Here is a 14318-nt window from a genome sequence, read left to right on the forward strand (position 1 = left end):
GGGATCCTTTTGGTGGTATTATTATTCTTATTAGCAAGTTGGGGCGCATTTGGAGAAATGCCCACTTTTGAGGAGTTAGAAAACCCGCAAAACGATCTTGCTACGCAAATCATTTCGTCGGACGGTGCGCAGATCGGTACATTTTTCAAGGAAAATCGTACTCCGGTGAGTTATGATAATTTGCCACAGCATCTAGTCGATGCATTGATTGCTACCGAAGACGCCAGATATTACGATCATTCGGGGATTGACGCCAGAGGTACCATACGTGCATTCATGTTTTTTGGTAGTAAAGGTGGAGCAAGTACCATTTCGCAACAGTTAGCTAAGCAGTTATTTACCGGTGGGTCTAAAAATATATGGGAGCGAATCCAACAGAAAATTAAAGAATGGGTGATTGCTACCAGATTAGAAAGACAATATACCAAGGATGAAATCATGACCATGTATCTCAACAAATATGATTTCTTGAATCAGGCGATTGGGATTAGTTCTGCGTCCAGAATTTATTTTAACAGAGATACTCCAAAAGATCTCAAGATCGAAGAGGCAGCGGTTTTGGTGGGGATGCTTAAAAACTCTTCTTTATACAATCCATTACGACGATTAGAATTAGTTCAAAACAGAAGAAATACGGTTTTGAGCCAGATGGCGAAGTACGGATACATCAGCACTACACAAAAAGATAGCTTACAACAATTACCGCTTAAGTTAGATTATGCACCAGAGGGTCACTCTGATGGAACGGCTACTTATTTTAGAGAATATGTAAGAAGTTGGATGGGTGATTGGGTAAAGAAAAATCCAAAAGGGATAAACGAAGAAGGAGAGGAAGTATATTTTAATATCTATAGAGATGGTCTAAAGATTAATGTAACTATCGATTCTAGAATGCAAAAATATGCCGAAGAAGCTACTCGTGAGCACATGGCAAATCTTCAAAAAGAATTTGATAAACAAGAAACAAAGAATAAAACCACTCCATTTAGAGATATTACCAAGGCTGAAACACAAGGTATCATTAATAGAGCGATGAAAAGTTCTGCCCGATGGAAATCCATGGCAGCTAATGGAAAAAGCGATAAGGAAATTCGTAAGTCGTTTGAGGAAAAAACAGAGATGAAGATCTTCAGCTGGAAGGGAGAAATAGATACCATTATGACTCCCAAAGATTCCATCTTGTATTATAAGAAGTTCTTGCGCTCTGGTTTGATGTCTATGGAACCACAAACAGGTCATGTAAAAGCCTGGGTGGGAGGTATCAACTATAAACATTTTCAATACGATCATGTAGATCAGGGAGCGCGACAGGTAGGATCAACGTTTAAGCCCTTTGTGTATGCTACGGCAATTGATCAATTAAAACTATCACCTTGTGATACTTTGCCAAGATCGCAAATTACTATTCCGGTGGATTCTCATGGAGTAGTAGATAAAGACTGGACTCCTAAAAATAGTGACGGAGAATATAGTGGCTATCTGAGTCTAAAAGATGCGTTAGCAAAGTCGGTAAATACCATTTCTGCACGTTTGATGGATAGAATTGGCCCAGACCCTATTGTTCGTCTTGCTCAAAATACAGGAGTTAAATCAGAAATACTTCCGGTAGCATCTATATGTTTAGGATCTGTAGATTTAAAATTGTCTGAAATGGTAGGAGCTTACAGTACTTTTGCTAATCAGGGAATCTATACCAAGCCTGTAATGATTACCAGTATCGAAGATAAAAACGGAACGCTACTCTATCAATTTGTGCCAGAAACCAGAGATGTGATCAGTAAAGAAGCAGCTTATGTTACCATCAATTTGATGGAAGGGGTAACCCAATCCGGATCCGGGGTTCGACTTAGAACGGGACCTTCTACGAGATACGACATTAAGAATGTAGTAACAGGGCATCCATACGAGTTTAATAACCCAATTGCAGGAAAAACAGGAACTACACAGAACCAAAGTGATGGTTGGTTTATGGGGATTGTCCCTAATCTTTGTACAGGGGTTTGGGTAGGTGCAGACGATCGTGCTACACACTTCGAAACTACGACCTTTGGGCAGGGTGCTACTATGGCTTTGCCAATATGGGCACTGTATATGAGAAAATGTTACGAAGACAAGGATTTGAATGTGTCAAAAGATGCATTTCCAAAACCCGAAGGACTTACGATCGAGGTGGATTGCGAAGAATTTAAAAAGAGCATTACTCCAGAGGAAAATATCGACGACGAATTCTCCCTGTAACTGTATTTTCAGACCTTTAAATTATTCATAAAACTCTCATTGTTCAAACGATTTAGTACTATTTTTTTAGTACTTTTAGTTCGCTAAAATTTGAACAATATGATTCGTAAAACGGTACCCAATGTTGCCGAAGCTTTATCGGGTGTAAAGGACGGAATGACCTTTATGCTTGGAGGATTTGGATTGTGCGGTATTCCCGAAAATGCAATTGCCGAACTGGTTAAATTAAACGTTACCGATGTAACCTGTATTTCTAACAATGCCGGAGTTGACGACTTTGGATTAGGGCTTTTACTTCAGAAGAAACAAATCAAAAAAATGATCTCCTCATATGTGGGAGAAAATGATGAGTTCGAACGCCAGATGTTGAGTGGCGAATTGGATGTCGAATTGATTCCTCAAGGAACCCTTGCAGAGCGTTGTAGAGCTGCTCAGGGTGGTTTTCCTGCTTTTTATACTCCAGCAGGTTACGGTACCGAAGTAGCCGAAGGAAAAGAAACAAGAGAATTTAATGGTAAAATGTATGTGTTAGAACATGCGTTTCAAGCGGATTTTGCTTTTGTAAAAGCCTGGAAAGGAGATGAAGCTGGAAATCTGATTTTCAAAGGAACTGCAAGAAATTTTAATCCTTGTATGTGCGGAGCAGCAAAAATTACCGTTGCCGAAGTAGAAGAACTAGTTCCTGCAGGTACCTTGGATCCGAATCAGATTCATATTCCTGGAATATTTGTACAGCGTATTTTTCAGGGAGAAAAATATGAAAAACGAATAGAACAACGAACTGTACGCCAAAAAGCATAAAAAGATACTTTTAATACCTTAAAAACACATAAATCATGTCAGCATTACGATTAGGAGACGAAGCACCAAACTTTACAGCGCAAACTACAGAAGGAGAAATAAATTTTCATGATTGGCTAGGGGATAGCTGGGGAGTACTTTTTTCGCACCCTGCAGATTACACCCCTGTATGTACTACAGAATTAGGAACTGTAGCAAAATATACCGATGCATTTAATTCACGAAATGTAAAAGTAGCTGCGTTGAGTGTAGATGGATTAGAATCTCATCATGGTTGGATCAAAGATATTAATGAAACCCAGGAAACTACAGTAAACTTTCCTATTATAGCAGACGAGGACAGAAAGGTATCAGAGTTATATGATATGATTCATCCTAATGCAGATAGCCAACTTACGGTTCGTTCTGTTTTTGTTATTGGTCCTGATAAGAAAATAAAATTAACCATAACGTATCCAGCTTCTACAGGAAGAAATTTTGATGAGTTGATACGTGTAATTGACTCACTTCAGTTAACGGCATATCACAAAGTTGCTACACCTGCTAACTGGAACCAAGGAGACGATTGCGTAGTGGTGCCGTCTGTAGCTACAGAAGAAATTCCAAACTTGTTTCCAAAGGGACATAAAGTGATTAAACCATATTTAAGAACTACACCACAACCAAATTTGAATTAAGAAGTTAATATATGCTAGATAAAAACGGAATAGCAAGGCGCATTGCCAAAGAACTACAGGACGGGTATTTTGTAAATCTTGGGATAGGAATACCCACCTTGGTGGCTAATTATATCCCTCAGGGAATAGAAGTAGAGTTCCAAAGTGAGAATGGAGTTTTGGGTATGGGTCCATTTCCTTTTGAAGGAGAAGAAGATGCTGATATTATCAATGCAGGGAAACAAACCATAACAACGATGCCTGGAGCGTCTTTTTTTGATTCTGCAATGAGTTTCGGGATGATTAGAGGGCAACATGTAGATTTAACCATACTAGGGGCTATGGAAGTTTCGGAAAATGGAGATATCGCCAATTGGAAAATACCAGGAAGAATGGTCAAAGGAATGGGTGGAGCTATGGATCTAGTGGCTAGCGCAGAAAATATTATTGTGGCAATGATGCATACCAATAAGGCAGGGAAGTCCAAATTACTGAAGGCTTGCAGCTTACCGCTTACTGGAGTGAATTGCGTAAAGAAGATCGTTACTAACCTTGCACTCATGGAAGTTGTAGACGGAGGTTTTAAGTTATTAGAAAGAGCTCCTGGGGTAAGCATTGAAGATATCCAGAAAGCAACCGAAGGAAATTTGATCGTTGAGGGAGAAATCCCCGAAATGATACTTGACTAATTCTTTATACAGGTTTACGAATAATAATTGAGGTACTACGAATAATAATTTTAAAAGTGCATCGTTATAGTGATATACATCTCGCAAACTCAATTTTGAAAGAAAAATACTACAATTTCTTCAGAATTTTTATTGTCTTAAACCTTTGCTTTAACCTGTAAAAACAAGCTTTCAAAAGTTAAATGTTAAAGTTTTGTGTTTTTTGTCGATTTATTAGGCATTTAAACGTAATTATTGAAAATATTTTGCATATTAGTGTCCCCTTAGAAAATCGTGTCCCCTTTACACATTATTTTTTAAGATTAAACAAAGTATTAACCCACACATATTGTCCCTATTATGAAAAAACGTATAAATCGCTTACAGAAGTCAGTTAAACCAACTATGGAATTACTTTCTAACTGTGTGTATTTAGCGAAAAAAGTATTTTTGTTGATGTGATTTTTTGTTGTTAATCAATCGCAACCTCCCCAAGTCGCGATGAATTAAACCTGTTAATCTACTAAGCTTAACAGGTTTTTTTATTGCTTTATACGGATAGGAAACAATATTCTCAGTAAAGATTCCTAATTTAAAATAAGAGTGTGTTAGATTCCTTTTGGTATAGCCTGGATCAGTTTTTTGGTATATGCTTTTTCAGGATGGTTATAAATCTGGTCTGCATCTCCGCTTTCTTCAATTTTACCTTCATTCATTACTAGCAATTGATCAGACATGTACTTTACTACCGCTAGATCATGTGATATGAAAATATAAGTAAATCCAAAATTCTCTTTAAGCTCATTCAGAAGATTTAATACTTGTGCTTGTACAGAAATATCAAGGGCGCTTACCGATTCATCACAAATAATCAACTTAGGTTGTAGTGCGATGGTTCTGGCAATCCCAATACGTTGGCGTTGACCACCACTAAATTCGTGAGGGTACCGATCAAAATGACTGGCTTCTAAGCCTACACGTTCTAATAATTCGATCACCTTTTCTTTGCGCTCTGTATCTGATGTGTACAACCGGTGTACCTTCATTGGCTCCATAATCGCTTTGCCTACAGTTAGGCGTGGATTTAACGAAGCAAAAGGATCTTGGAAAATAAGCTGTATCTCTTTTCGAAGCGACCTGATTTCAGTATCAGATAATTGGGTCAAATCTTGCCCTTTGTATAAAATCTGTCCTTTGCTGGCTTGATCAAGTCTAAGAATGGTGTTTCCCAAGGTCGATTTACCACATCCTGATTCTCCTACCAACCCTAGAGTCTCTCCTTCAAATAATTGAAAACTCACATCATTTACCGCTTTAAATTCAGTTTTCCCAAACCAACCGACATTAGAGAAGTACGTTTTCTCGACGTTTACAACTTCTAGCAATGGGGGCTTGCTATATAACTCCTTATGCTGTTGCTCACGTTGTGCTGTTGTAATCACTTCTCGATCGCCATGGGTGTCTTTCAAATAATCTGATATGGTAGGTAAAGTCTTGAATCGTACATCTAGCGTTGGTCTTGCATTGATGAGTGCTTTGGTGTAATCTTCTTGAGGATTATTAAAAATGGCATTGGTTTCTCCATATTCAATCATTCGTCCCTGATACATCACTAGCACATGATCTGCGATTTCCGAAACAAGAGATAGGTCATGAGAAATGAACAACACACTCATTTTGTATTCTTGTTGCAGTGCTTTTAATAGGCTGATGATCTCTTTTTGTACAGTAACATCCAAAGCCGTTGTGGGCTCGTCGGCAATCAAAAGTTTGGGTTTACAAGCAATTGCCATGGCAATCATAATACGTTGTTTTTGCCCACCACTCAATTGATGTGGATAGGATGTATAGGCTCTTTCTGGATCGGGTAACTTAACTTTTTCAAAAAGGGAAAGTACTTCGGTTTTAATTTCATTATTTGAAAGCGAGGTATGAAGTGCTAATATTTCTGCGACTTGTTTTCCACACTTCATAGAGGGATTAAGAGAGCTCATAGGTTCCTGAAAGATCATTGCAATCTCGTTTCCACGAATCTTACGGTATGCTTTTTCAGAAAGTGACGATAGAGAAGTGCCGTTGTAAAGAATATTCCCTTGAGATATTCTGGCAATTTTTTGAGGCAAGAGTCCTAGTATGGCTAGCGAAGCAACCGATTTTCCACTTCCGGATTCCCCAACAACACCTAATATCTCATTGCTATAGATGTCGAACGAAATGTTATGAAGTACCTTATTTTCTTCTTTTTTTGAAAAGAAGGAAACACAAAGGTCTTGTACAGAAAGTAAAATTTCTTGACTCATTTTGTAAAGCTAAATAAAATTAGGGAATGGTCTGTGCCTTGGGATTTGTTTTTAGCACTATTTTTTGGTGCGATATTTGTTATATTTACCTATCAAAATAGGATATGAAGCTACACAAACTCTCTCTCCGTACACGGATTTTTATTTCGATGACCGTTTTGGTGTTATTGGCTTCGATTTTAATCGCAGCAGTTACTATATATCAATATAAAGAGGAAGCCGAAGATTATCACAGAGAGCGTTTAGAGCGAAAAGAAACTCGAATCCAGATTGCGATCAATAATGCATTGCGCAGCACAACCTATCCGGTAGATGAGGAACACCTCTCCAAAATCTTTGGGTATAAGCAAAAGATCTATCAAATTTCTGAAGAACATTCTTTGCCTATTAACATCTATGGATTGTCTGGAGAACTATTAATCAAGTCTGAAGGAATTTTTGCCAAAGATACAACCGACAAACAGCTAAGCCCTAAAATATTGGATACCCTGGCTTCTTTGTATGACAAGAAGTATTTGGTGAAATCCGAAAAAAATGGAATTCGTATTCTGTCATCTTATACGTTTATTACTGATTTTAAGTCCAAACCTCTGGGAATTTTAAATTTACCATATCTGGAGGACGATGATTTGATTACCAGAGAGTTGTTTGAATTTTTACAGCGATTGGGGCAAGTGTATTTGTTAATGTTGCTGATTGCTATTGCCTTGGCGTATTTTTTATCCAAGTACATTACACGATCTTTAAAAACGATTTCAGAAACCATTGATCAAACCCGACTGGACAAGCGTAATAAGCGAATAGGTATTATTGATGCGAGTGAAGAGATATATTCGTTAGTGAGTGCGTATAACAGTATGATCGACGAGCTTGAAGAAAGTGCTGCTATGCTTGCCAAAAGTGAACGGGAAGCCGCTTGGCGAGAAATGGCAAAACAGGTAGCGCACGAGATCAAAAATCCTTTGACACCTATGCGACTTACGGTACAAAGTTTTCAAAGAAAGTTTGATCCCGAAGATCCTAAAATTCAACAAAAAGTACAGGAGTACAGTAATACTCTTATCCAACAAATCGATACCATGAGTTCGATCGCTTCTGCATTTTCAAATTTTGCACAAATGCCAGCACAAAAAAGTGAAACTTTGGATGTGGTGAAAATTGTAGGATTGGCGTTGGATATTTTTAACGAAGACTACATTATTTCCCCTTCAGAAAAAGGAGAGATTATTGCCAAGTTTGATAGAACACAGTTGATACGGGTGGTTACCAATCTGGTCAAAAATGCAATACAGGCTATCCCAACAGATCGTACTCCAAAAGTGATTGTAAATGTATTTACCGAGGATGGAAACGTAGTCATTACAGTTGCAGATAATGGTATAGGTATTACTGAAGAAAATAAAAAGAAGATTTTTGAACCTAAATTTACTACTAAGTCGAGTGGAATGGGGCTTGGTTTAGGAATGGTAAAAAATATAGTGGAAACCTATAAAGGAAGTATTACCTTTACCTCGCAAGAAGGAAAAGGAACCATCTTTAAAGTTTCTTTTCCCAGAGAATCAAAAATAGAAACTACTGCGTGAAATGAGCCATGATTATTGGTGAATACAATCCGACAGTTGAAAAGTACTTAATGTAAAAACAGATGAAAGAATACAAACTAGAATCTCTGGTCTATTACTCCAAACTAACGTTGGACAAAGAACATATCTTAAAATCTTCTTCCAAAGACATTCAAGCTAAATTAGATGAATACTCTAGTGAAGGCTGGCGTTTGGTTTCTACAGATGTTGAAGATTTTGGACTGGGAATGTACTTCTATTTATATTTTGAAAGAGATAAAAATTAATAGCTCACATAAAATAATACCAACATAATGTATAATAACATTCTTACATCTCAAGAAGGTGGAATAACCAAAATAACGATCAATCGTCCTTCAAAATTAAATGCACTCAATAAAGAGACGATTCAAGAACTTCATGCGGCTTTTAGAGTAGCGGATTTGGATGCTGCAACCAAAGCAATTATTGTTACCGGTAGTGGAGAGAAAGCTTTTGTAGCAGGAGCAGACATTAGCGAGTTTGCTGATTTTTCAGTTTCTGAAGGAGGAAAACTAGCTGAAAAAGGTCAAGAACTGCTTTTTGATTTTGTTGCGAATCTATCAACTCCAGTAATTGCTGCTGTAAACGGTTTTGCCTTAGGAGGAGGACTAGAATTGGCAATGGCAGCTCATTTTAGAATCGCCAGCGATAATGCCAAAATGGGACTACCTGAGGTATCTCTAGGAGTGATTCCCGGATATGGAGGGACTCAACGTTTGCCACAATTGGTAGGAAAAGGAAGAGCCATGGAAATGATTATGACTGCAGGAATGATAGACGCTAATCAGGCGATGCAATATGGCTTGGTAAATCATGTGACTACACAAGAGGAACTATTACCATTGGCCGAAAAATTGGCAGGAAAGATCATGAGAAACTCTTCTGTAGCAATCGCAGCAGCTATAAAATCTGTTAATGCTGCTTTTGAAGATGGAGTAAACGGATTTAAGGTAGAAATAGAACAATTTGGTAATTGTTTCGGTACCGAAGATTTTAAAGAAGGAACTACTGCGTTTTTAGAAAAACGCAAGGCAGATTTCCCTGGAAAATAAAATAAGTATATACAGATAGAAGATCCCAAGGGCCAATAGCTTTTGGGATTTTTATTTGCTTCTTATCTCAAGAATAGGAGTAATCCATAATAGTTTTGTATTTTTACTAAACACTCTTATTCCTTACTTCATGAAAGCTCTGTACAAAAACCCTATAGCCATTATTCTCATTGTTTTTGCGGTGGTGGGTTTTGTATTGCTAGAAGGGCAATTGCCAGCTATAAATCTTTCACACCTTACTCCGGGAAATGTAGTGGCTGTATTGGGATATACCTCTGTAATTATGTTTGTGGTAGAGCAGTTTATAGAAATTTTTGTTCATGATTACAATCAGAGACTTAAGAAGGAATGTAAAGAGCGTATAGACGAGATTAATCGCAAGTTAGAGAGTATGAATAGCCCAATTGAGGAGGAAGTTGCACCAGAAACCGAAGAAGTTTCGGTTCCAGAAGTGGCCAATATGATGAAGGAGAAAAGAAGGTTGGAAAATACCCTAACCAAAGAAGGTATGAAACGTAAACAGCGAACCATTGTAATTGCCTTTATTATTGGACTTATTTTATCTTTTTCGGGTTTTAGATTGATGTCTGGTATACTGTTTAATGAAACCAGTGATAACCTATCCGAGATACAATCTACCATTATTCAATCGATAGATATTATCCTTACCGCTGGTATTATTGCAGGAGGAAGTGATCGTATGCACAGGCTAATAAAAAGGGTGAAAGAAGCTTTTCAACCTGAGAATAGTTATAATGAATACTAATTCTTTTATCGATAAAAATTCATTTGATCGATATATTCCCATACTTCTTGAGAGAGTAAAGGGCGTACATTTTTGCCTTCATTAATAGTATTTCGAATAAAGGTTGAAGAGATCTCCATAATCGGTGCGCTAACCTGTTTAATTTTTGGATGATCCTTAAACTGATGTTCTATATTCCCCTCAGAAATACGTGGGTACACATAGATATGGTGATTTTCGAGAATCACTTCATAGTTTTTCCATTTATGAAAGCTTTTCAAGTTGTCCTCTCCCATAATCAAATTAAATTGATGCTCGGGATAGTGTTCTTGTAAGTGTGCTAACGTATGTACCGTATAATTCGGTTGTGGTAGTTTGAATTCGATATCGCTGGGCTTCAGCTTAGGATACGATTCTGTGGCTCGGTAGACCATTTCATAACGATGATGATTGTCTAATAGCGAGCTTTTCTTTTTAAAAGGATTATGAGGGGTGACTACCATCCATATTTCATCAAGATCAGAAAACTCAGCCATATGATTGGCAATTGCCAAATGGCCAACATGAATAGGATTAAATGTCCCGAAGTATAATCCAATTTTTTTCATTGTACTATCCTAAAAGAAACTTCTTTACTAGTTGATAAACCTGGGCTTTTGCCTTTTCCAGGTCATCATTGGTAACTATAGCATCAAATTGTGGGGCTGTTGCCATTTCGGTCGATGCTTTGGCGACACGCATATTGATTTTATCTTCAGACTCGGTTTTGCGTTTTTTAAGTCGAATCTTTAGCTCTTCTATACTAGGTGGTTTTACAAAGATCGCAAGGGTACGATCAGGGTAAATTCGTTTAATATCCAACCCGCCTACCACATCAATATCAAAAATAACGTGTTTTCCATTATCCCATAGACGTTGTACTTCGGTTTTTAAAGTACCATAGAAATTATCTCTATACACTTCTTCCCACTCCAAAAACTCGTCGTTTTTGATTTTGTCCTTAAACTCGCGTAAGGATAAAAAGTAATAATCTTTACCATGTACTTCGGCACCTCTAGGTTCTCGAGATGCTGCAGAAATAGAAAAACCAAGATTGAGTTCTTGGAGATCTAATAAATATTTTACCAATGTAGTTTTTCCACTACCCGATGGGGCAGAAAGTACAATTAACTTTCCTTGCTTCATTTACAATACGTTTAGCAATTGCTCTTTTATTTTTTCAAGCTCATCTTTCATTTGCACCACTAACTTTTGCATTGGAGCATAGTTAGATTTGCTTCCTATAGTGTTGATTTCTCGACCAATTTCCTGAGTAATGAATCCAAGCTTCTTTCCGTTAGATTCTGGAGTGTTGAGTGTAGTGGTAAAGTACTCAAGGTGATTAGAAAGACGAACTTTTTCTTCAGTGATATCGAATTTTTCCAGATAATAGATAAGCTCTTGTTCAAATCGATTTTGATCCACTTCTTCTTTAATATCTGATACTGCCTTTTGTAGTCGCTCGCGAACCCCTTCGATACGTTCTGGATCCATTTCGATCACATCGGCTAGCAATTTTCCTATATTTTGTATGCGAATAACAAAGTCTTTCTCCAGTGCTTTTCCTTCATCCACTCTATAGGTATCAATAGCATTCAAAGCGTTGCGTAGTCCCTCATTAATAGCTTTAAATTCTTCTTCATCAATTTCTTCTCTCACTGTTTTTAAAGCATCCGGCATACGAACTGCCATTTTCAGATATTCTCCAATTTCTCCGCTGTTGTGTATGCCCTGTAATTGTTTCATATAATCCTTAACCACAGCGTCGTTGATTTTGGTCGAAGTCTCTTCTGCAGTGATTTCAACATACAACCCAAAATCTACCTTTCCTCGTACCAATGATTTTGCAATGGTATTTCGCATGGGTAACTCTTTTTCTCTGTATTGAGATGGAATTCTAGCGTTGATGTCTAAGTTCTTGCTATTGAGCGATTTTACCTCGATAGTGACTTTTTTTGTAGGTAGTTGTAATACAGACTTCCCAAAGCCGGTCATGGATTTGATCATAGAGTCAATTTAATAAGTGGCACGAAGATACGGAAAAGTATAAAGTTGAAATGACTAGATATCAGGAAACATCAATTGTCATCATAATTTTGTTTATATAAGTTCTCTTTTTTCATTAAAAAATAAAAATAGGGTTATTAAAATGTTGCTTATCTAACAGTATTGAAAATCAGTAAATTATTATATTTACAATACACAAATTCAAAACATATATTTATTATGAAAACTTTCAAATTAGGTATGCTGATTGTTATAGCAATCGGCATGGTAAGATGTTCCAACGATGTTGAAAATGATATTCAACAGGAGTCAACAATTACTCAACAAGATGTTTCTTCCGAAATCCTTTCTAAATTACAACAGATGGGGTTTGACATGGATAAAACATCAGTTATCCCCTCTAAAGGAGGATATATTGTAGATGGTGATATTTTTATCACTCAAGAAACACTTAAAGCAGATAACTTTCAGAAACAAGCTTTTTTTGGTATTGTCGATTGTGACAGGGCAGGAAATATTCGTATTCAAAATGCCTTGGGTAATAATGCTGCAGGAAATGGATTTCAAAGAGGGATCGATTTATGGAATAGGGTAAATCGTACGACCCTTCAATTAGTTGAGGTTAATTCTAATCCTGATATTCTAGTTCGTTTGGCTGCCCCTGGAGAAATTGGAGGTTGGGGCCTAGGAGAATTTCCTACTAATGGAGTAGAAGGGGGTTAATTATATTGAACCTTAATGAATCTAGTATTGATGGAGACCCGGTAACGCCTAGAGAATGGGGTAATATATTGGCCCATGAAATTGGACATAATATAGGGTTCCTTCATGTTGAACAAGAATTTTTGGGAACAGCAGTTCCTGGGACACCAGTTGGTAGTGATCCAAATTCAATTATGACTTCCGGATCAAATCCAGGTGTAGTATTTAATGCGAGAAGAGTTTCTAGAAATGATGCAAGAGCGGTAAGACGTATGTATAGTGATAGAAATAATAGGTTATGCGGTAGATAAAAGCTGATCAAGCAATCTAAAATAATAGAGGCTGCTCACAAATGTTGGGCAGTCTTTTTTTGCTATAAAACTATTTGAGGGAGTGTTCTCTAAGATTAATGGACATAGTTATTTTATCAATGTACTTTTTGTCTTCAAGGAAAAAACTATTAATGCGTCCACACTCTTGAAAATTCATTTTTCGATATAGTGCGATACCCGCTTTATTACTTGCATAAACTTCTAACCAGATTATTTTTAGTGTCTTATTTTTTCTCGACCAATCCAATACATTTTGAATAAGAAAAGTACCTACTCCTTGATTTTGCCAACTTGTATGTATCCCCATCCCAATCATAGCCGTATGAACCATTTTTTCTCTCGAACTTCCGGTGAGATCAATGTTGCCTATAAGCTTTCCGTCATGTTCGGCTACTAAAAGGAGACTATTGTTTTCTTTTTGATAGCGTTTGATGAGTTGATTTTCTTCGGTAATATTATTAGAGTACTCATAATCAAACAACGGAATGGTATTCGTATTTTTTAGATATTGTAGCTTGAGTTCAAGCAATTGTTTGGCATCGTCAGGATGTGCTTCCCTAATGATTACTCCATAATCGGATTTGGTTTGATATGTTTTTGGTAAAAAATGCAATGAATTTAGGCATTAGGATTTTTATCTCTAATTCTCTTGTATAATTTGATTCCGAACATCAATGCCACAGATAAGGAGACAATCCCTATGACTCCATAAATCCAATTTACAGCATCTCTTACGATGACCAAAAATATAACAGCAAATAAAATGAGCGTAGAGCCTTCGTTCCACATTCTCATCTGGTTTGATGACCATTTGACGATGTCTTGTTGTAGTTGCTTATAAATTTGGTGGCATTTCAAGTGATACATAAATAACAATACTACAAATCCGAGTTTGACATGCATCCAGGATTGTTCTAACCATCCAGGCATTAGGATAAGCAACCATATCGCAAATAAGGTGGCCAATATAGCCGAAGGCCAGGAAATGATAAACCAAAGACGCTTGGCCATAAGCTTTAATTGTGCGCCCAAAATTTCTTTTTCGGGAGAAGGTTTTTGGCTGGCTTCGATTTGATAGACAAATAATCTGGGGATATAAAATAACCCTGCAAACCATGTGATTACAAAGATGAGATGCAGGGATTTTATGTAATTATAATATTCTAGCATTAGA

The 14318-nt window shown here is 37.1% G+C and carries 16 protein-coding genes; 10 read left to right on the forward strand and 6 right to left on the reverse strand.

Translation table 11 applies throughout. The features are described from left to right. Positions 1 to 12: 12 nt before the first annotated feature. The 4 genes from AC0L3Q_RS01130 to AC0L3Q_RS01145 all read left to right on the forward strand — a co-directional run bounded on the left by AC0L3Q_RS01130 (position 13) and on the right by AC0L3Q_RS01145 (position 4384). Positions 13 to 2238 carry a penicillin-binding protein 1A gene (locus AC0L3Q_RS01130; RefSeq protein ID WP_473287034.1) on the forward strand — a complete coding sequence of 742 codons (2226 nt, stop codon included), beginning with the start codon at positions 13 to 15 and terminating at the stop codon, positions 2236 to 2238. A gap of 99 nt (positions 2239 to 2337) precedes the next feature. After that, complete coding sequence (locus tag AC0L3Q_RS01135; RefSeq protein WP_073315888.1) at positions 2338 to 3039, forward strand: CoA transferase subunit A; 702 nt, start codon at positions 2338 to 2340, stop codon at positions 3037 to 3039. A 35-nt stretch (positions 3040 to 3074) separates the two neighbouring features. Continuing rightward, positions 3075 to 3716, forward strand: coding sequence for a peroxiredoxin (locus AC0L3Q_RS01140; protein ID WP_473284357.1), 642 nt, complete (start codon positions 3075 to 3077; stop codon positions 3714 to 3716). A gap of 11 nt (positions 3717 to 3727) precedes the next feature. Beyond that, the gene (locus AC0L3Q_RS01145) at positions 3728 to 4384 is read left to right on the forward strand and encodes a CoA transferase subunit B (RefSeq protein WP_473284359.1); all 657 of its coding nucleotides are present in this window, start codon (positions 3728 to 3730) and stop codon (positions 4382 to 4384) included. 587 nt (positions 4385 to 4971) lie between these two features. On the opposite strand, the gene AC0L3Q_RS01150 is transcribed toward AC0L3Q_RS01145, so the two are convergent. Further along, positions 4972 to 6663, reverse strand: coding sequence for an ABC transporter ATP-binding protein (locus tag AC0L3Q_RS01150; protein WP_473284361.1), 1692 nt, complete (start codon positions 6661 to 6663; stop codon positions 4972 to 4974). Between the two features lie 104 nt (positions 6664 to 6767). On the opposite strand from AC0L3Q_RS01150, the gene AC0L3Q_RS01155 reads away from it, so the two are divergent. From AC0L3Q_RS01155 to AC0L3Q_RS01170, 4 genes are all read left to right on the forward strand, one after another. After that, the gene (locus AC0L3Q_RS01155) at positions 6768 to 8246 is read left to right on the forward strand and encodes a sensor histidine kinase (RefSeq protein WP_473284363.1); all 1479 of its coding nucleotides are present in this window, start codon (positions 6768 to 6770) and stop codon (positions 8244 to 8246) included. Positions 8247 to 8308: 62 nt separating this feature from the next. Continuing rightward, positions 8309 to 8512, forward strand: coding sequence for a DUF4177 domain-containing protein (locus AC0L3Q_RS01160; protein ID WP_073315882.1), 204 nt, complete (start codon positions 8309 to 8311; stop codon positions 8510 to 8512). Between the two features lie 24 nt (positions 8513 to 8536). Beyond that, positions 8537 to 9319: an enoyl-CoA hydratase/isomerase family protein gene (locus AC0L3Q_RS01165; protein WP_473287035.1), complete on the forward strand. Its 783-nt coding sequence runs from the start codon at positions 8537 to 8539 to the stop codon at positions 9317 to 9319. A 130-nt stretch (positions 9320 to 9449) separates the two neighbouring features. Continuing rightward, positions 9450 to 10085 (forward strand): hypothetical protein, encoded by a 636-nt coding sequence (locus AC0L3Q_RS01170; protein WP_473284365.1) that lies wholly within the window; start codon positions 9450 to 9452, stop codon positions 10083 to 10085. 5 nt (positions 10086 to 10090) lie between these two features. On the opposite strand, the gene nadD is transcribed toward AC0L3Q_RS01170, so the two are convergent. From nadD to AC0L3Q_RS01185, 3 genes are read right to left on the reverse strand one after another with little or no spacing between them, the layout of a single operon-like run. Beyond that, positions 10091 to 10672, reverse strand: coding sequence for a nicotinate (nicotinamide) nucleotide adenylyltransferase (gene nadD / locus AC0L3Q_RS01175; protein ID WP_473284367.1), 582 nt, complete (start codon positions 10670 to 10672; stop codon positions 10091 to 10093). Between the two features lie 4 nt (positions 10673 to 10676). Continuing rightward, positions 10677 to 11249 carry a guanylate kinase gene (gene gmk, locus AC0L3Q_RS01180; protein ID WP_473284369.1) on the reverse strand — a complete coding sequence of 191 codons (573 nt, stop codon included), beginning with the start codon at positions 11247 to 11249 and terminating at the stop codon, positions 10677 to 10679. Beyond that, positions 11250 to 12110, reverse strand: coding sequence for a YicC/YloC family endoribonuclease (locus tag AC0L3Q_RS01185; RefSeq protein ID WP_073315877.1), 861 nt, complete (start codon positions 12108 to 12110; stop codon positions 11250 to 11252). Between the two features lie 219 nt (positions 12111 to 12329). On the opposite strand from AC0L3Q_RS01185, the gene AC0L3Q_RS01190 reads away from it, so the two are divergent. Together AC0L3Q_RS01190 and AC0L3Q_RS01195 are read left to right on the forward strand one after the other, a co-directional pair. Then, a complete protein-coding gene (locus AC0L3Q_RS01190; protein WP_473284371.1) occupies positions 12330 to 12833 on the forward strand; it encodes a hypothetical protein in 504 nt (167 codons plus the stop codon). Between the two features lie 5 nt (positions 12834 to 12838). After that, on the forward strand, positions 12839 to 13123 hold the full coding sequence (locus AC0L3Q_RS01195) for a zinc metalloprotease (RefSeq protein ID WP_473284373.1): 285 nt from the start codon (positions 12839 to 12841) through the stop codon (positions 13121 to 13123). Positions 13124 to 13193: 70 nt separating this feature from the next. Here the strand turns inward: AC0L3Q_RS01195 and AC0L3Q_RS01200 are convergent, their stop codons facing one another. Further along, positions 13194 to 13757, reverse strand: a complete 564-nt coding sequence (locus AC0L3Q_RS01200; RefSeq protein ID WP_473284375.1) for a GNAT family N-acetyltransferase — start codon at positions 13755 to 13757, stop codon at positions 13194 to 13196. Positions 13758 to 13762: 5 nt separating this feature from the next. Next, positions 13763 to 14314 (reverse strand): CopD family protein, encoded by a 552-nt coding sequence (locus tag AC0L3Q_RS01205; RefSeq protein ID WP_473284376.1) that lies wholly within the window; start codon positions 14312 to 14314, stop codon positions 13763 to 13765. Positions 14315 to 14318: the final 4 nt, after the last annotated feature.

It is taken from the genome of Aquimarina sp. KJ22-3 (assembly GCF_055808215.1).

Bases quoted from the DNA above. Each gene is read 5' to 3' on its own strand.
- AC0L3Q_RS01135 (WP_073315888.1), top strand. From the start codon at position 2,338: ATGATTCGTAAAACGGTACCCAATGTTGCCGAAGCTTTATCGGGTGTA.
- AC0L3Q_RS01140 (WP_473284357.1), top strand. From the start codon at position 3,075: ATGTCAGCATTACGATTAGGAGACGAAGCACCAAACTTTACAGCGCAA.
- AC0L3Q_RS01145 (WP_473284359.1), top strand. From the start codon at position 3,728: ATGCTAGATAAAAACGGAATAGCAAGGCGCATTGCCAAAGAACTACAG.
- AC0L3Q_RS01150 (WP_473284361.1), bottom strand. From the start codon at position 6,663: ATGAGTCAAGAAATTTTACTTTCTGTACAAGACCTTTGTGTTTCCTTC.
- AC0L3Q_RS01155 (WP_473284363.1), top strand. From the start codon at position 6,768: ATGAAGCTACACAAACTCTCTCTCCGTACACGGATTTTTATTTCGATG.
- AC0L3Q_RS01160 (WP_073315882.1), top strand. From the start codon at position 8,309: ATGAAAGAATACAAACTAGAATCTCTGGTCTATTACTCCAAACTAACG.
- AC0L3Q_RS01170 (WP_473284365.1), top strand. From the start codon at position 9,450: ATGAAAGCTCTGTACAAAAACCCTATAGCCATTATTCTCATTGTTTTT.
- nadD (WP_473284367.1), bottom strand. From the start codon at position 10,672: ATGAAAAAAATTGGATTATACTTCGGGACATTTAATCCTATTCATGTT.
- gmk (WP_473284369.1), bottom strand. From the start codon at position 11,249: ATGAAGCAAGGAAAGTTAATTGTACTTTCTGCCCCATCGGGTAGTGGA.
- AC0L3Q_RS01185 (WP_073315877.1), bottom strand. From the start codon at position 12,110: ATGATCAAATCCATGACCGGCTTTGGGAAGTCTGTATTACAACTACCT.
- AC0L3Q_RS01190 (WP_473284371.1), top strand. From the start codon at position 12,330: ATGAAAACTTTCAAATTAGGTATGCTGATTGTTATAGCAATCGGCATG.
- AC0L3Q_RS01205 (WP_473284376.1), bottom strand. From the start codon at position 14,314: ATGCTAGAATATTATAATTACATAAAATCCCTGCATCTCATCTTTGTA.